At 59.9% G+C, this 16,346-nt stretch carries 16 protein-coding genes; 4 read left to right on the plus strand and 12 right to left on the minus strand.

Annotation, left to right across the window (positions count from 1 at the left end; all coding sequences use genetic code 11):
- Nucleotides 1–67 precede the first annotated feature (67 nt).
- The 3 genes from tsaB to ppc form a co-directional block, all read right to left on the minus strand.
- Nucleotides 68–742, minus strand: coding sequence for a tRNA (adenosine(37)-N6)-threonylcarbamoyltransferase complex dimerization subunit type 1 TsaB (gene tsaB, locus AB4N33_RS16320; RefSeq protein ID WP_476457755.1), 675 nt, complete (start codon nt 740–742; stop codon nt 68–70).
- Between the two features lie 93 nt (nt 743–835).
- Nucleotides 836–1,483 (minus strand): adenylate kinase, encoded by a 648-nt coding sequence (gene adk / locus AB4N33_RS16325; RefSeq protein ID WP_460117616.1) that lies wholly within the window; start codon nt 1,481–1,483, stop codon nt 836–838.
- A gap of 287 nt (nt 1,484–1,770) precedes the next feature.
- Nucleotides 1,771–4,401, minus strand: a complete 2,631-nt coding sequence (gene ppc, locus AB4N33_RS16330; RefSeq protein ID WP_476457756.1) for a phosphoenolpyruvate carboxylase — start codon at nt 4,399–4,401, stop codon at nt 1,771–1,773.
- A 214-nt stretch (nt 4,402–4,615) separates the two neighbouring features.
- Here ppc and AB4N33_RS16335 point away from each other — a divergent pair, with 214 nt between their 5' ends.
- From AB4N33_RS16335 to AB4N33_RS16350, 4 genes are all read left to right on the plus strand, one after another.
- Entirely contained in the window at nt 4,616–4,960 is a 345-nt protein-coding gene (locus AB4N33_RS16335) for a pilin assembly protein (RefSeq protein WP_476457757.1), read from the plus strand.
- Between the two features lie 340 nt (nt 4,961–5,300).
- Nucleotides 5,301–5,711 (plus strand): DUF4398 domain-containing protein, encoded by a 411-nt coding sequence (locus AB4N33_RS16340; RefSeq protein ID WP_476457758.1) that lies wholly within the window; start codon nt 5,301–5,303, stop codon nt 5,709–5,711.
- A 45-nt stretch (nt 5,712–5,756) separates the two neighbouring features.
- Nucleotides 5,757–6,551 carry a lipotoxin F family OmpA-related lipoprotein LptF gene (gene lptF, locus AB4N33_RS16345; protein WP_460117624.1) on the plus strand — a complete coding sequence of 265 codons (795 nt, stop codon included), beginning with the start codon at nt 5,757–5,759 and terminating at the stop codon, nt 6,549–6,551.
- A 211-nt stretch (nt 6,552–6,762) separates the two neighbouring features.
- Nucleotides 6,763–8,184: a metallopeptidase domain-containing protein gene (locus tag AB4N33_RS16350; protein WP_476457759.1), complete on the plus strand. Its 1,422-nt coding sequence runs from the start codon at nt 6,763–6,765 to the stop codon at nt 8,182–8,184.
- Nucleotides 8,185–8,239: 55 nt separating this feature from the next.
- Here the strand turns inward: AB4N33_RS16350 and AB4N33_RS16355 are convergent, their stop codons facing one another.
- The 9 genes from AB4N33_RS16355 to AB4N33_RS16395 form a co-directional block, all read right to left on the minus strand.
- Entirely contained in the window at nt 8,240–8,569 is a 330-nt protein-coding gene (locus AB4N33_RS16355) for a hypothetical protein (RefSeq protein ID WP_476457760.1), read from the minus strand.
- Nucleotides 8,566–9,480 carry an alpha/beta hydrolase gene (locus tag AB4N33_RS16360; protein WP_460117629.1) on the minus strand — a complete coding sequence of 305 codons (915 nt, stop codon included), beginning with the start codon at nt 9,478–9,480 and terminating at the stop codon, nt 8,566–8,568. Before AB4N33_RS16360 ends, AB4N33_RS16355 begins: the two co-directional genes overlap by 4 nt.
- 143 nt (nt 9,481–9,623) lie before the next feature.
- Nucleotides 9,624–10,901, minus strand: coding sequence for a flavohemoglobin expression-modulating QEGLA motif protein (locus tag AB4N33_RS16365; protein WP_460117631.1), 1,278 nt, complete (start codon nt 10,899–10,901; stop codon nt 9,624–9,626).
- Nucleotides 10,902–10,934: 33 nt separating this feature from the next.
- On the minus strand, nt 10,935–11,489 hold the full coding sequence (locus tag AB4N33_RS16370; protein WP_476457761.1) for a hypothetical protein: 555 nt from the start codon (nt 11,487–11,489) through the stop codon (nt 10,935–10,937).
- Entirely contained in the window at nt 11,486–11,620 is a 135-nt protein-coding gene (locus AB4N33_RS16375) for a hypothetical protein (protein ID WP_460140149.1), read from the minus strand. The genes AB4N33_RS16370 and AB4N33_RS16375 overlap by 4 nt, the downstream gene beginning before the upstream one ends.
- A 22-nt stretch (nt 11,621–11,642) precedes the next feature.
- A complete protein-coding gene (locus AB4N33_RS16380) occupies nt 11,643–12,344 on the minus strand; it encodes a TetR/AcrR family transcriptional regulator (protein WP_460117637.1) in 702 nt (233 codons plus the stop codon).
- A gap of 122 nt (nt 12,345–12,466) precedes the next feature.
- Nucleotides 12,467–13,969, minus strand: coding sequence for a lysine--tRNA ligase (lysS, locus tag AB4N33_RS16385; RefSeq protein WP_476457762.1), 1,503 nt, complete (start codon nt 13,967–13,969; stop codon nt 12,467–12,469).
- Nucleotides 13,970–14,081: 112 nt separating this feature from the next.
- Nucleotides 14,082–15,177 (minus strand): peptide chain release factor 2 gene (gene prfB, locus AB4N33_RS16390; RefSeq protein WP_099093329.1). Its coding sequence is split into 2 segments (ribosomal slippage): nt 14,082–15,104 and nt 15,106–15,177, totalling 1,095 coding nucleotides; the frame shifts between segments, so codons are not numbered across the junction.
- Nucleotides 15,178–15,310: 133 nt separating this feature from the next.
- Nucleotides 15,311–16,315, minus strand: a complete 1,005-nt coding sequence (locus AB4N33_RS16395) for a diguanylate cyclase domain-containing protein (RefSeq protein ID WP_476457763.1) — start codon at nt 16,313–16,315, stop codon at nt 15,311–15,313.
- Nucleotides 16,316–16,346: the final 31 nt, after the last annotated feature.

The raw sequence follows: 16,346 nt of genomic DNA on the forward strand, positions 1-16,346 counted from the left end.
CCTGTGCCCGACTGAAAACCTGTGGGAGCGGGCTCGTTCGCGATGAGGCCGCCTCGATACCCGCGAATCAACGCGCCTTGGGCGTCGCCACCTTGTCCCGCAGATAAACCGGCTGTGCCTCATCCGCCACGATTGCTTCCCCACGTTCCCAGGCGAATCGGGCCAGGGCCAGCAAGTCTTGGGCATGGGGCAACATGCCCGCATCCTGACCAATGAGGTCCACGGCAATGCGCTCGGCATAACCCCAACCGGTGCCCGCACCAAACCAGTCGCCGCTGGCATCGGCCGGCAACGCCGCGACTTGCGGCGGCAACACGGCTTCAGCGCCCACCAGGCGCATCTCCCCCGCCGTTTCGCGGTAGCAACCCCAATACACTTCATCCATGCGCGCATCGATGGCAGCGGCAACCTGGCTGACGCCATGTTCGCGATAGGCGCGCTGCGCCAGCACCGCAAGATTGGAGACCGGCAACACCGGCCGGTCCAGGGCAAACGCCAGCCCCTGCACCACACCAATGGCGATGCGCACCCCGGTGAAGGCGCCAGGCCCACGACCGAACGCGATGGCGTCCACCGCTAGCAACGTGGTCCCGGCGTCGGCGAGCAATTGCTGGATCATCGGCAGCAGTTTCTGCGCATGCAGGCGCGGGATCACCTCGTAATGGCTCGTCACTTTGCCGTCGTGCAGCAAGGCAACGGAGCAAGCTTCGGTCGCGGTGTCCAGGGCCAGCAAGGTACTCATCGATGTATCCGTAAAGAGAGTCAGAAAAAGTGCGCCAGTATAAACAACAACGGCCCGCAAGCGGGCCGTGGATGATGCAGCTGATCAGACTTTTCAGCTAAGGGCCGCAAGCACCTTGGCAGTGATCGCTTCGACCGAACCCACACCTTCGATATGGCTGTACTTCGGCTTGCCATTGGCCGCCGACAGGTTCTGGTAGAACGCCACCAGCGGTTTGGTCTGCGAATGGTAGACCGACAGGCGATGACGCACGGTTTCTTCGGTGTCGTCCTTGCGCTGCACCAGTTCGTCACCGGTGATGTCGTCCTTGCCAGCCACTTTCGGCGGGTTGTAGACGATGTGGTACACGCGGCCACTTGCCTCGTGTACACGGCGACCGGCGATACGCTGGACGATTTCTTCGTCCTCAACGGCGATTTCGACCACCGCATCCAGTTCCACACCAGCCGTCACCAGGGCTTCAGCCTGGGGAATGGTGCGCGGGAAACCGTCGAACAGGAAACCGTTGGCGCAGTCGGACTGGGCGATGCGGTCCTTGACCAGTGCGATGATGAGGTCGTCGGAGACGAGGCCGCCGGCATCCATGATGCTCTTGGCCTTGATGCCCAGCTCGGTGCCGGCCTTGACCGCCGCACGCAGCATATCGCCAGTGGAGATTTGCGGAATGCCGAATTTCTCGGTGATGAACTTAGCCTGAGTACCTTTACCGGCCCCGGGAGCTCCCAGCAGAATGACGCGCATCGATGTGCTCCTCAATTTTTTATATAGATAACGTCAGATTCGCCTCGTGGGGCCAATCTCAAAAATAGGGTCGTGACCGCCCAAACGGCCAAAGGCTGATCAAGATACACAGCAGGCTGCGCCCACAAAGCCGCCGAAAGTCGGAGAAACCGCTGTCTGCTGCGTCCTTTTGGCGCGGTTCCCCAAGTCGCAACCCCATCATTAACTGTCGCCTGACCGCATTTTTTGCGCAGCCAGACACGGGCATCCGACGCCTGCGCCGGATACCCGTGCCCACAGCAAAAACTCTAGCCGGTATTGCGCAAACCGGCGGCAATCCCCGCCACAGACACCAGCAGCGCCTGTTCCACCGGGCTGTCCAGCGCCACTTCCTGGCGCCGCGAGCGCGCCAGCAATTCGGCTTGTAATAGATGAAGCGGGTCGAGGTAGGTGTTACGCAAGCGGATGAATTCCAAGGTGTCTGGGCTATGTGCCAGTAGTTGCGACTGACCGGTCAACCCGAGGACGACCGAGCACGCCTGCGACAATAGGTCGCGTAACTGCGCACCCAATGGCAACAGGTCCGGCTCGACCAGCCGCTCGTCATAGGAGCGGGCAATGTCGGTGTCGGCCTTGGCCAGCACCATCTCGAGCATGTCGATGCGTGTGCGGAAGAACGGCCATTGCTCGCGCATCTGTCCCAGCAGTTCGCCTTCACCGCGCTCGAGCGCCTTGCTCAACGCCGCTTCCCAGCCGAGCCAGGCCGGCAGCATCAAACGGGTCTGGGTCCAGCCGAAGATCCATGGAATCGCCCGCAAGCTTTCGATCCCGCCCGCTCGCCGCTTGGCCGGACGACTGCCGAGCGGCAGGCGCCCCAATTCCTGCTCCGGGGTGGACTGACGGAAATACTCGACGAACTGCGGATTTTCCCGCACCACGGCCCGGTATGCGCGGACACCGTCTGCCGCCAATTCATCCATCAAGTGGCGCCAGGCGGGCTCCGGAGGTGGGGGCGGCAGCAAGGTCGCCTCGAGCACTGCGGCGAGGTACAGGTTAAGGTTCTGTTCGGCGATGTCCGGCAGGCCGAATTTGAAACGAATCATTTCCCCTTGCTCTGTGGTGCGGAAACGCCCGGCCACCGAACCGGGCGGCTGCGACAGAATCGCCGCGTGCGCCGGTCCGCCGCCACGGCCGACGGTGCCGCCGCGACCGTGGAACAACAGCAACTCGACCTGTTGTTCACGGCAGATGTCCACCAGACGCTCCTGGGCCCGGTACTGCGCCCACGCGGCAGCCGTGGTGCCGGCGTCCTTGGCCGAGTCGGAGTAACCGATCATCACTTCCTGCGGCCCTTGCAGGCGCGCGCGATAACCCGGCAACAGCAACAGTTTTTCTATCACCGGACCGGCGTTGTCGAGGTCAGCCAAGGTTTCGAACAACGGCACTACGCGCATCGGCCGCAACACACCGGCTTCTTTGAGGAGCAATTGCACGGCCAGCACATCGGAAGCGGCGCCGGCCATGGAGATAACGTAGGAGCCCAACGATGCACCCGGCGCGGCAGCCACTTCCCGGCAAGTGGCAAGCACTTCGGCAGTGTCGGCCGACGGTTTGAAATGTGCGGGCAGCAACGGTCGACGATTGTTCAGCTCACGCATCAGGAAGGCGATGCGCTCGTCCTCGCTCCAGTCCTCGAAGCGACCCAGGCCCAGGTAATCCGTGATTTCGGTCATCGCCGCCGAGTGGCGCGACGAATCCTGGCGCACATCCAGACGCACCAGGAACAGGCCGAAGGTCACCGCCCGGCGCAGGCAATCGAGCAACGGACCATCGGCGATCACGCCCATGCCGCACTCGTGCAGCGACTGGAAGCAAAGCTCCAGCGGTTCGAGCAGGTCGCGGTTGTTTTGCAACACATCAGCCGGCGGCGGTGTCGCGCTAGTCAGGGCGGCATGCGCCCAGTTGCGAGTGGCGCGCAGCCGCTCGCGCAATTGCTTGAGCACGGCCCGATAAGGTTCTGCGCTGTCGCCGGCCTTGGCCTTGAGCGCATCGTTGGCCTGTTGCATCGACAGCTCGGCGGCGAGCTGGTCGATATCGCGCACGTACAAGTCAGCGGCCATCCACCGTGCCAACAGCAACACTTCGCGCGTCACGGCGGCGGTGACGTTGGGGTTGCCGTCGCGGTCACCGCCCATCCATGAAGCAAATCGAATCGGCGCGGCCTCCAGCGGTAGACGCAGGCCGGTCGCGTCTTGCAGGGCTTTGTCGGCCTTGCGCAGATAATTCGGGATCGCGTGCCACAGCGAATGCTCGATCACTGCGAAGCCCCATTTGGCTTCGTCCACCGGCGTCGGACGGGTGCGACGAATTTCTTCGGTGTGCCACGCTTCGGCGATCAGTCGCTGCAGCCTTGACTGAATCTGCTCACGTTCGGCGCTGGTCAGGTCGCGGTGATCCTGGGCCGCGAGTTGCGCAGCAATGGCATCGTACTTCTGGATCAGTGTGCGGCGCGCAACTTCCGTGGGGTGGGCGGTCAGCACCAACTCGATTTCCAGTCGTCCCAATTGCCGCGCCAGGGATTCGGCGCCATGGCCCTCGGCAAGCAGGCGGGTGAGCAACTCGGGCAACACTCGCGCCTCGAACGGTGCCGGTTGCGAATCATCTCGACGGTGAATCAGTTGATATTGCTCAGCGATGTTCGCCAGGTTGAGAAACTGGTTGAACGCCCGCGCCACCGGCAACAACTCGTCTTCGCTCAACTGGTTGAGGCTTGCGCTCAGTTCCTCGTCCATGGAACCACGCCGATCGGCCTTGGCGCCTTTGCGGATTTGCTCGATCTTGTCGAGAAAACCATCCCCGTACTGTTCACGAATGGTGTTGCCCAACAGTTCGCCCAGCAGGTGAACGTCTTCGCGCAAGCGTGCATCAATATCAGTCATCAGCCGTTCTCCAGCGAAAGATCCAGGGTCTTGCAATGAGCTGCTTTGTGCATCAAGAGTGCCGCCGCAAAGCGCGACTTACAAGCAGACGACGAAGGGACTTTAAACCTTAAGCGCAACAGCTAGTCTTAAGAGTAAGCCGTATCACGGCTTTCGCCGGTCACGACCGGACACTTACTGGCCTGCTGCGAGCAGGCGCGCAATAGAGGTATTTATGAAAATCCGCGAGCTGGCCCAACATTGGGAAGAAACTGGCAAGGGACATCTGACTGACACCCGCTACTCGATTCACCTGGATGTGGAAGCCGCCGCGCGACTGGCGGCAATCGTAGACATGTACCCCAAACGGCACCCCGAAGAATTGCTCGGCGAACTGATCGGCGCCGCTCTTGAGGAGCTGGAAAAAAGCTTCCCGTACGTCAAGGGCTCGACCGTGGTCGCCACCGATGAAGAAGGCGATCCTTTGTACGAAGACGTCGGGCCAACGCCGCGTTTTCTTGCCCTTTCACGTCGCCATCTGCATGACCTGGCGTCGGGAGAGGACAAGCAGAAGCATTGATTTTTAACCCCTCCCTTCCCTGTAGGAGCGAGCATGCTCGCGATGGTCGTCAACGATGACGCAGGGCCTCAGATTGCCCGCGTCGCCTGATCCTCCATCGCGAGCATGCTCGCTCCTACAGAGTCCCAATACCCCGCCACATCGCCAAAGTTCCCGTTTTAGAGCCTTGTCCATTCGGTCAAAGTTTTTTTGGGCAACGGGCCATCTTCTCTGAACTTTTAAAAAATGCCTTCGGTCGTAACCAGTAACCACGCCTGGGACGGCCGTTTTAAAACGCCTCGAAATGTTGGTTGCGGCTCCACACCCAGGATGGATTTTCAGTTGTTCAGGAGTTATCCCAATGGAGTTGAAGACCATGAAAATCACTGCCAAGTCCTCATCCAACCCTCTGCGCAGCTTCAAGCTGGCTGCACTGGCCATCGGCAGCAGCCTGGTCCTGGCCGGCTGTGCCGGTAACCCGCCAACCGAGCAATACGCCGTGACCGAATCGGCGGTAAACAATGCCGTCAGCGCCGGCGGCACCGAGTTCGCCGCGGTGGAAATGAAGGACGCGCAGGACAAGCTCAAGCAAGCTGAAATCGCCATGCACGACAAGAAGTACGACCAGGCTCGCATGCTCGCCGAACAGGCCGAGTGGGACGCTCGTGTAGCCGAGCGCAAAGCCCAGGCTGTCAAGGCCGAGCAGGCGGTGAAGGACTCTCAGAAAGGGGTTCAGGAACTGCGTCAGGAAAGCCAGCGCACTGTGCAGTAAGCGCCGCTTCGACGTACTTCTTTCTCGACTTAAAAGGACGAAACCATGCGTAATCAATTGATGATCCCCGCCCTCCTGGCCGCCAGCGTTGCACTGGCCGCTTGCTCCACCCCGCCGAACGCCAACCTTGAACAGGCCCGTACCAATTACAGCGGCCTGCAAGCCAACCCCCAGGCAAGCAAAGTGGCGGCGCTTGAAACCAAGGAAGCCAGCGACTACCTGGACAAGGCCGACAAGGCTTATCTGGACCGCGAAGACGAGAGCAAGGTCGACCAGTTGGCCTACCTGACCAACCAGCGTGTCGAAGTTGCCAAGCAGACCATTGCCCTGCGCACGGCTGAAGCCAATCTGAAAAACGCTGCGGCCCAACGCGCCCAAGCCCGCCTGGATGCGCGCGATCAGCAGATCAAACAGTTGCAGGACAGCCTCAACGCCAAGCAGACCGATCGCGGTACGCTCGTGACCTTCGGTGATGTACTGTTTGCCACCGACCGCGCCGACCTGAAATCCAGCGGTCTGGTGAACATCAACAAACTGGCGCAGTACCTTCAGGAAAACCCTGATCGCAAGGTGATTGTCGAAGGCTACACCGACAGCACCGGTACCGCATCGCACAACCAGTCGCTGTCCGAGCGTCGCGCGGCTTCCGTGCGCACTGCGCTGGTTAAGATGGGCGTTGATCCTGCGCGCATCGTCGCCCAGGGTTACGGCAAGGAATACCCGGTAGCGGAGAACTCCACCGTTTCAGGCCGTGCGATGAATCGTCGCGTGGAAGTCACCATTTCCAACGACAACCAGCCGGTGATGCCGCGTTCGGCAGTGAGTGCCAACGCTCAGTAACGTACCGGCGCAAATCAAAAAGCCCCGCCTGACTTGATCAGGCGGGGCTTTTTGTTTGATATCACTCGACGAGTCTATGTGCAGAGGTGAGCTGACATTCAGGTCGGAACCTACCGCTGGTCGTCACCTGTCATTTGTGACAGTAGGCGAACCCGGTTATTGGACGTATCACTGACACTCCCATCGGTGACATGCAACCAGGAGCTCAGCCATGCGAGCGCGGATCGTTTTATCAACCCTGTATACGACGTTGATCCTGACTGGCTGCATACACGTCGACAGACCGCCTCTTCCCGAAACCGAGTTTACGTACGACGAAAGGGACTTCATTCCCAGCGACGTTCCGCTACCGAAACCGGAGGTCAATCAGCGCCCAAATGTCGGCACGAAAACCATGCTGGTCACCGTTACGCATTGGCAGGACGGCAGCCTGCTGAACTATGAGCTGGTTAAAAAACACACCCTATCCCCGGACCCCGATTCATTGCAGTCCTACGTCAGCGCTGCATCAGGCGGCAAAATGACACTCACCGGACAGGTGATCCAGCACACCTCGGGGCCCATGCCGGAGATTTGCAAGACTGGATCGCCCATGCCCATCAATCTTGCCGCCGAGGAAGGCCACAAGGCCGCCAGGGCGAACGGATTGGATGCCGACACATTCGATTTTGTCATCAGTGTCATCCAATGCGGTGGTAACGCATCTGCGTGGAAGCCGGGCAGGTTCATTGGCGTATACGGTCAGCCGGGAAGCCCTCACGTGTACAAGCACGAATTCGGGCACAGCCTGGGTTATTCCCACGGAACTACGTTTACCCAATGCCCGAGAGCAGGAGACACAGTTACAGCGCCGACGGGGTGTACCCCCATTTCTTACGGTGACACGGGCGACTCTGTCTCCGGGGGAGGAACGTTATACCCCGCCAATAACCGCTGGTATTCGGCTTGGCTGGACAAAGCGCAAACGGCAGTGATTACGCAGAGTGGGCTTTATCGCCTGACAAAACTTGGCGCGCCAGGGGCGCAGCTCTACCTCATCAATCGACCTGGACTGAAACCCGCGCAACTGGCGATGGAATTCCGTGCCCCGACCCCGTTTGACCATTTCCCGGTGGACGATAACCGGGTCAACGGCGTATGGATCAGATACACCACAATGGCCGCTAGCGTGGATAACACCCAGGTTGATGGCACACCGGAAACAAGCTCGACGGCAGATCCAACGTTTGTCGGCGGCAAGCGTTTTCGCGATGACGAAACGGGCACGACCATTGAAGTCTGCTCGGCCACCAACAGCGGCGCAGTCGTTGCAGTGTCCGTGGGCAGTACGCTGACTCGATGCGCTTCTGCCCTCAGTGCGCCCACCATACGAGTACCGGCGGCGGGCGCGGCACCGGTGTCCAGCCCTGTTGTTTTTTCAGGCACAAGTCGACCCGGCGCACTCATCAACCTTTCCTACAGAGTGGCAGGGAGCAGCAACTGGAAAGACATCAAGGTGAGCGCCGATGCCCACGGCAACTGGGCCGCCACACTGCCCGAGTTGATATCCGGGAAATACAATGCGCAGGCATGGCAAACAATGGGTAGCAGCGCGTCGCTCGCCACTTTCCGCAATTTTGAAGTCGTGCCCTGACCAACGACCCACCGCGCCTGCCCCTCTTCGTCCCCCAAGAGGGGCAGAGCAGCCCTTACGGCGCCAGCTTCTGCGGCGTTTCCTGGCCCATGCAGCGCACGGCCTGTTTCTTGTTATTGACCAGTACGCCAGTCAGGCCTTTCTGTTCGGTGTCGAACATCACCAGCACGCCATCGATGCACTGCGCCACTTGCGCGGCCGGTTGCAGGGAGACCTTGTAGTCTTCACCCGGCACGGTCTTGAGCATGGTGAAGTCGCTGAGCAGCAACGCATCCTCCGGCTTGGCAAAGTGCAGGTAGCCGTACCACCACAGCGCCGCGACAGTGCCGAGGATGGTGCAGATGCCGGTGATGATCAGCGGGATGGCGTTACGTTCTTCACTCATTGCGGACTCTCTGGTGGTTCATCTTTTGAATGTTCGGGGGCCGGGTAGTTGGGGATTTCCCCCAACCGACGCAGGCCGTTGAAATGTTGCGGATCGTCGAGATAACGAAGCATCACTTTGCGCCAAACCGGGTCGGCGAAAGTCTGTACATGCCCGCCTCGGGTCAGTTGCAGCACGCGTGGCGGCGGCGCAGCTTGATATAGTCGAATGCCGTTGGAAAGAGGCACGATCGGATCGTCGATACTGTGATAGATCAGCTTGGGCACACCATTGAGTTGCGCCATGGAGTTGATTGCGCTGTCACCGTCAGGCACCAGCCACGATAACGGCACCTGGAAAGCCCAGGTCAGCCAGGAATGACTCAGCGCAAACTGGCCGACACTGCGGTAACTGGCGGGCACGCCGTCGAGGACGAACGCCTTGAGCTGCTTTTGTCGTTCGGGGTGCTGGACCAGGTAGTGCACTGCCATCGAGCCACCGAGACTTTGACCGAGCAGGACCAGTGGTTTTCCTCGAACCTGTGGCGCTTCGTCCAGCCACTTGAACGCGGCATCGATATCCTGGTAAATCGCCGGCAGGCTTGGCTGGCCTTCAGACAATCCGTAACCGCGATAGTCGATCAGCAGGACCTGATAACCCTCCTCCGGCAGCCAGTAACTGCCCCCCAAATGCATCGGCAAATTGCCGCCGTTTCCGTGAAGATGCAGCACCGTACCCTTGACCTCGACGCCTTCTTTCGCCGGCAGCCACCAGCCGTGCAGCTTGAGGCCGTCGGCGGTGGTCAAGGTGACGTCACGAAATTCGAGCTTGGCTTTTTCCGGGGTGAACAACTGGCCGGGTTCGGGATAGAACAGCAGCGAACTGCAACCGCCGAGGGTCAGGAGCAGGCAGATGATGCCGAGGATTCTCATCCGTTGGAACCTCGCAATGAAATGGGTTGGAACCGCTCCCTGTAGGAGCGAGCTTGCTCGCGATCGCAATGTATCAGCCAAGTGGCGTGCTGAATGTTAGTCAGTCATCGCGGGCAAGCCCGCTCCTACAGGGTGTGAAGAAATCACAAAATGTTCGAATAATCCGCCTCGATCCGGTCCAGGCTGAGGTGGTTGAGGAAGTTGGAGAAACACATCCACGCTGATAACGCGTTCATGTCGCGGAACTGTTCGGGCAGGTACTTGGGCGGCACCACCAGACCTTCGTCGACCAGCTGACGCAAGGTCCGCATGTCCTCCAGGGTGGTTTTGCCGCAGAACAGCAGCGGTACTTGCTCCAGCTTACCTTTACGCACGGCCAACTGAATGTAGTTGTAAACCATGATGAAGCCCTTGAGGTAGGACAAGTCTTTGGTGAATGGCAGCCCATTGGGCACCGAACCACGGAAAACCCGACTGGCGTTGCCGTAGCTTTCCGCCATCTCGAAGCCCTGCTCACGGAAGAACTCGAAAACCTGCAGGAAATCCGCACCCTCTTCCACCATGTGAATGGCCCTGGTGCGGTTGGTCAGCTTGCGCAGGCGACTCGGGTAGGAGGCGAACGTGATGATTTCCATGAGGATCGCCAGGCCTTCCTGGGTCACCGTCGACGAGGGCGGGCCCTTGGACAGGAAGGTGCAGATCGGCTGGTTCAGCCCGTTGAGCGTAGTGCCGACGTGCACCAGCCCTTCGTGCACTTCCAGGGCGCGCACATCACGCTCGTTGAACATGGCGTCGGTGCGGATCTTGATGTAGTCGGCGCCCGCCGCCGCGTCCGCGACAATGCCGTCGGACTCGAACACCCGGATGGTTTCCTCGGCCTCGCCAAACACCCTGCTCAAACGGGTTTGTAACAGGTTCACGGCGTCCTTGGCGGTGAGGACTTTCGGTTCGTCCTTCAAGTCGCCCCGGCCATCGATGTTGTTGAGGTAGTCGGAGAGCATCAGGCCCAGGTCGGACAGTGTCGGGTCACCCGCATGAAACGCATCGGACGCCGCGCCGTACAGCTCCTGGGAAATCAGGCCGAAATCCTCGGTGCCACGTGCCTCGAGCATGCGCACCACCATGCGGTATTCCTTGCACATACGCCGCATGATCTGCCCGACCGGGTTGAACTGGCCGAGCTGGCGAGTAATGTCGCGCTCAATGTTCTGGAATTCCAGTTTCACTTTGCTCGAATCGAAGGACAGCGGCCGATTGAGGTAGTAGTCGCGGTCCACCGCCGGCATTTCCTTGCCCTTGGCCTTGAGGAAACCCTTGCGGATGTTCTCGTCCCACTTCACCGCATCGAGGACGCGGATCGGCGTCTGCGCCAGAACGATGCGATCGGACAAAACACGGATCGTTTGCTGGTAATCGTCCACCCGAAACTCCTGTAGAAACCGTTGCGTACTGGGTTATTTGGCTTTGGCTTGACGCTGGTAGCGCACGGCCTCGACGAACACATCGGAATTGGCCGGATCGTCGAGGTAGGCGAAGACCTGGTCCATGCCGGTGGTGATCAACACACCGTCACCATCGTCGGTCTGGAACCCTTCGCCGCTAAGGACTTTCTGCCCCAGGGCCTGTTTGATCTGCTCAAGGTCGAGGTTGTAGACCACCAGTTCATTTTTGTCGGTGATTTCGAAACCGGCAATGGTGAAGTGGCCACCGAACTGCGCGGGCACCTTCGCCGACAGGTACCAGCGACTGCCATGCCGCGAAACGGTGAAAGGATAGGCTTCGCGTTCCCGGGGCCGTGCCTTGAAGTAGCTGACTGCCTGATAGCGATTATCGCCGACACGCGCCAGCTCAAGACTCAGCGGCTCTCCCCAGGCGTTGGTACTGGTCCATTTCCCAAGCATGCCCTTCGGCGCGGGGTCGTTCGCAGGCAGTGGCTCCTTGAAGGTCACCAGGCAGCCACTGAGCAGCAGGAACGACAAGGCAATCACAACCACGCGCCAGGCTTTCATTCGATACTCCATTGTGGAATGTACGCCTCTCTCCCCCGTCCATCTGTAGGAGCGAGCATGCTCGCGATGGACGACTGGACACCGCTGGGTGTCAGGCTGCCCGCGTAATCGTTGACGTCCATCGCGAGCATGCTCGCTCCTACAGAATAGGGATTAAACCGAAGCGAGCACCAAATGCATATAACGCGTGAGTATGCCGAGCATTTCGGTTTCGGCATCGGGCTCTGCTTCGTTGAGCAGACCCTGATATTCCATCCGTCCGATAATCGCCGTCAACACTTTGGCATCCTGCAGTGGTTCCCGGGAGCCCAATACCTCAAATAGCTGACACGAACCCTGCAGGAGAATCTGCTGATGGGAGCGCACCAATTCGGCCAGGCGCGGGTTCAACAGCGCCTCCTGACGGAACGCCTGCTCAGCCATCAAATGTTCACGTCGGTTGATCAGTTGACGATGAACGTAGTCGGCCATCAACCGCGCAATATCGTCCGCCAGTTGCGAGCGTGACTCGGGGCTGCCGTCGCCGCTGATCACCATCTCTCGCAACAAACCTTCGTTGTTCACCCACAACTTGGCCATGAACGCCGCGCTGCGCTCCACATATTGAGCAAAGGTATCGGTGAGCAGGTCGTCGATATCCTTGAAATAGTAAGTGGTGGCCGAGAGCGGTACAGCGGCCTCCGCCGCAACCGCACGATGGCGCACGGCACGCACGCCGTCGCGCACAACAATGCGCATGGCCGCATCCAGAATGTCCTGACGACGCTGCTCACTGCCCTGGCGGCTGGCCTTGCGCCCCTGGTACTGAACACTTTCGGCGACCGCAGTGGCGATATCGGAAGAACGAGGCGACAAGTTTCAAGCTCCAAGCTACAAGTTCAAAACGCACGGAGCTGGCTTGCAGCTTTGCGCTTGAAGCTTGCAGCTGCCGCCCGTCCGTAGCAAAAAAAGCCGCCTGGTTCAGAGGCGGCTTCCATTTACGCTTGTGGCCGCATGTGCGGGAACAGGATCACGTCTCGGATCGACGGGGAGTTGGTCAGCAGCATCACCAGACGGTCGATACCGATGCCTTCACCCGCGGTCGGCGGCATGCCGTACTCGAGCGCGCGAACGAAGTCGGCGTCGTAGTGCATGGCTTCGTCGTCGCCGGCGTCCTTGTCGGCCACCTGCGCCATGAAACGCTCGGCCTGGTCTTCCGCGTCGTTCAACTCGGAATAGGCGTTGGCGATTTCACGACCACCGATGAACAGCTCGAAACGGTCGGTGACGTTCGGGTTGTCGTCGTTGCGACGCGCCAGCGGCGACACTTCGAACGGGTACTGGGTGATGAAGTGCGGCTGCTCCAGCTTGTGCTCGACCAACTCTTCGAAAATCATGACCTGCAGCTTGCCCAGGCCTTCGAAGCCCAGCACCTTGGCACCGGCTTTCTTGGCGATGGCACGCGCCTTGTCGATGTCGTTGAGGTCGTCAGCGGTCAGCTCGGGGTTGTACTTGAGGATCGAGTCGAACACCGACAGACGCGCGAACGGCTCGCCGAAGTGGAAAACCTTGTCGCCATACGGTACGTCGGTGGTGCCCAGAACCAATTGCGCGAGCTCACGGAACAGCTCTTCGGTCAGGTCCATGTTGTCTTCGTAGTCAGCGTACGCCTGATAGAACTCCAACATGGTGAATTCCGGGTTGTGACGAGTCGAAACGCCTTCGTTACGGAAGTTGCGATTGATCTCGAACACTTTTTCGAACCCGCCAACCACCAGGCGCTTGAGGTACAGCTCAGGCGCGATGCGCAAGAACATTTCCATGTCCAGTGCGTTGTGGTGGGTTTCGAACGGCTTGGCCGCCGCGCCGCCAGGAATCGTTTGCAGCATCGGCGTTTCGACTTCCAGGAAGTCACGCTTCATCAGGAAGCTGCGGATATGCGCAATAACCTGGGAACGCACGCGGAACGTCTGGCGCACGTCTTCGTTGACGATCAGGTCAACGTAACGCTGGCGGTAGCGTTGCTCGGTGTCGGACAGGCCGTGGTGCTTGTCCGGCAGCGGACGCAGGGATTTGGTCAGCAGACGTACGTTCGTCATTTCAACGTACAGGTCACCCTTGCCGGAACGCGCCAGGGTGCCTTCGGCGGCAATGATGTCGCCCAGGTCCCAGGTTTTCACGGCGGCCAGGGTTTCTTCGGACAGGGTCTTGCGGTTGACGTAGACCTGAATGCGACCGGACATGTCCTGGATCACCATGAACGAGCCACGGTTGAGCATGATGCGACCGGCAACCTTGACCGGGATTGCAGCCTCCTCCAGCTCTTCCTTGGTCTTGTCCGCGTACTGTTTCTGCAAATCTTCGCAGTAGTTGTCACGGCGGAAGTCGTTCGGGAAGGCGTTGCCCTTGGCGCGCTCGGCAGCCAGCTTTTCCTTGCGCAGGGCGATCAGGGAGTTTTCTTCCTGTTGCAGGGCTTGCGGGTCGAGTTGAAGGTCGCTCATGTCTTTAGAAATTCCATCACAGGTTCATTGTCCCCAGCCTGCGGCCGGGGATCGCGGGCAAGGCCCGCTCCCACATGGGCTGCGGTGAATCAGCAGCCAGCGTTACTCATCTTTACAGCCCGGACTTCAGGCTGGCTTCCAGGTATTCGTCGATGTCGCCGTCGAGCACCTTGTCGCAGTCACTGCGTTCGATGTTAGTGCGCAGATCCTTGATCCGCGAAGCATCGAGTACGTAGGAACGGATCTGGTGGCCCCAGCCGATATCCGACTTGGTGTCTTCCAGCGCCTGGGAAGCGGCGTTGCGTTTCTGCATTTCCTGCTCGTACAACTTGGCCCGCAGCATTTTCATGGCGGTGTCCTTGTTGGCGTGCTGGGAACGTTCGTTCTGGCAACTGACCACGGTGTTGGTCGGTACGTGGGTGATACGTACGGCCGAGTCGGTGGTGTTTACGTGCTGACCGCCGGCACCGGACGAGCGATAGGTATCGATGCGCAGGTCTGCCGGGTTGATCTCGATTTCCACCTTGTCGTCGATTTCCGGGGAAACGAACACCGCAGAAAAGGACGTATGGCGACGGTTGCCGGAATCGAACGGGCTCTTGCGCACCAGGCGGTGCACGCCGATCTCGGTACGCAGCCAGCCAAAGGCGTATTCACCCTTGATGTGAACGGTCGCGCCCTTGATGCCGGCGACTTCACCCGCTGACAGTTCCATGATGGTCGCGTCGAAGCCGCGCTTGTCGGCCCAGCGCAGGTACATGCGCAGCAAGATGTTCGCCCAATCCTGGGCTTCGGTGCCACCGGAACCGGCCTGGATGTCCAGATAGGCGTTGTTCGGGTCCATTTCGTGGCTGAACATACGGCGGAATTCGAGCTTGGCGAGGCTTTCTTCAAGGCGGGCCAGCTCGGCGACGACATCACCCACCGCGCCTTCGTCGTTTTCCTCGACAGCCATGTCCAGCAGGTCACGGCAATCGGCCAGGCCCGCGTTCAATTCGTCGAGAGTATCAACGATCTGCGCCAGCGCTGAACGCTCGCGGCCCAGCTCCTGGGCGTATTCAGGTTTGTTCCAGACACTCGGATCTTCAAGCTCGCGATTGACCTCGGTCAGACGCTCATGCTTTTGATCGTAGTCAAAGATACCCCCGAATGGTTTCGGAGCGCTCGGACAAGTCCTTGATAGTGTTCAGGATCGGGTTGATTTCCATGGCGGGCAGCACTCGTAGGCGAACTTTTGAAAGCCGGCGAGTATAACGCCAAACGACTGCCAGCGGCAGTCCGCTTGGCCGAAAACGCCCGCCTCTCCCCCCCACAGAGTGTGTGAGGGGAGAAAGGTGAGGTTCAGGCGATGCCGACCTGATTACGGCCATTGTGCTTGGCCTGGTAGAGCCCCTTGTCCGCCGCCGAAATCAGTTGCCGGCAATCGTCGCCGGGCTGCGGCGTCAGGGTCGACAGGCCAATGCTGATGGTCAGGCTGGCCCCTTCGCTCGGCGCAATGTGCGGAATTTTCAGCCCGGCCACGGTCTGACGCAGTTTTTCCGCCACGAGTCGGGCGCCGCCCGGTGAGGTGTTGGGCAGGACCAGCGCGAACTCCTCTCCGCCATAACGGGCCGGCAGATCAGACGGGCGGGCGCTGGCGTCGCGAATTGCGTTGGCGACCTTGCGCAGGGCTTCGTCGCCCTCGAGGTGGCCGAAGTTGTCGTTGTAGGACTTGAAGTAGTCCACGTCGATCATCAGCAGCGACAACTGACTCTGGTCACGCAGTGAACGCCGCCATTCCAGTTCCAGATACTCGTCGAAGTGACGGCGGTTGGACAACCCGGTCAGGCCATCAGAATTCATCAGGCGTTGCAGCACCAGGTTGGTGTCGAGCAATTGCTGCTGGCTGACTCGCAACGCACGGTAGGCCGCGTCCCGTTGCAGCAGGGTGAGGTAGGAGCGCGAATGATAGCGGATACGCGCGACCAGTTCGATGTTGTCCGGCAGCTTGACCAGGTAATCGTTGGCCCCGGCCGCGAACGCCGCGCTCTTGATCAGCGGGTCTTCCTTGGTCGACAGGACGATGATGGGAATGTCCTTGGTGGCCGGATGATTGCGGTACTCGCGCACAAGGCTCAGGCCATCAAGGCCGGGCATGACCAGATCCTGAAGGATCACGGTTGGCTTGATGCGGACCGCCTGGGCAATCGCCTGGTGCGGGTCGGCACAAAAGTGGAAATCGATGTTTTCCTCGCTCGACAACCCCCGGCGAACGGCTTCGCCGATCATGGCCTGATCATCCACCAGCAGGACCATCGCTGCTTTTTCGTCACCCGTCTTGAAGTCGTCGAGTTGTAGATCACTCATATGCGGTCACCTGATCATCTGGACCAGAAGT

The sequence above is a fragment of the Pseudomonas sp. S1_E05 genome (assembly GCF_056337105.1).

Excerpts from the sequence above, each read along its gene's own strand:
- tsaB (WP_476457755.1), bottom strand. The coding sequence starts at position 742 with ATGAGTACCTTGCTGGCCCTGGACACCGCGACCGAAGCTTGCTCCGTT.
- adk (WP_460117616.1), bottom strand. The coding sequence starts at position 1,483 with ATGCGCGTCATTCTGCTGGGAGCTCCCGGGGCCGGTAAAGGTACTCAG.
- ppc (WP_476457756.1), bottom strand. The coding sequence starts at position 4,401 with ATGACTGATATTGATGCACGCTTGCGCGAAGACGTTCACCTGCTGGGC.
- AB4N33_RS16335 (WP_476457757.1), top strand. The coding sequence starts at position 4,616 with ATGAAAATCCGCGAGCTGGCCCAACATTGGGAAGAAACTGGCAAGGGA.
- AB4N33_RS16340 (WP_476457758.1), top strand. The coding sequence starts at position 5,301 with ATGGAGTTGAAGACCATGAAAATCACTGCCAAGTCCTCATCCAACCCT.
- lptF (WP_460117624.1), top strand. The coding sequence starts at position 5,757 with ATGCGTAATCAATTGATGATCCCCGCCCTCCTGGCCGCCAGCGTTGCA.
- AB4N33_RS16350 (WP_476457759.1), top strand. The coding sequence starts at position 6,763 with ATGCGAGCGCGGATCGTTTTATCAACCCTGTATACGACGTTGATCCTG.
- AB4N33_RS16355 (WP_476457760.1), bottom strand. The coding sequence starts at position 8,569 with ATGAGTGAAGAACGTAACGCCATCCCGCTGATCATCACCGGCATCTGC.
- AB4N33_RS16360 (WP_460117629.1), bottom strand. The coding sequence starts at position 9,480 with ATGAGAATCCTCGGCATCATCTGCCTGCTCCTGACCCTCGGCGGTTGC.
- AB4N33_RS16370 (WP_476457761.1), bottom strand. The coding sequence starts at position 11,489 with ATGAAAGCCTGGCGCGTGGTTGTGATTGCCTTGTCGTTCCTGCTGCTC.
- AB4N33_RS16375 (WP_460140149.1), bottom strand. The coding sequence starts at position 11,620 with ATGCTCGCGATGGACGTCAACGATTACGCGGGCAGCCTGACACCCAGC.
- lysS (WP_476457762.1), bottom strand. The coding sequence starts at position 13,969 with ATGAGCGACCTTCAACTCGACCCGCAAGCCCTGCAACAGGAAGAAAAC.
- AB4N33_RS16395 (WP_476457763.1), bottom strand. The coding sequence starts at position 16,315 with ATGAGTGATCTACAACTCGACGACTTCAAGACGGGTGACGAAAAAGCA.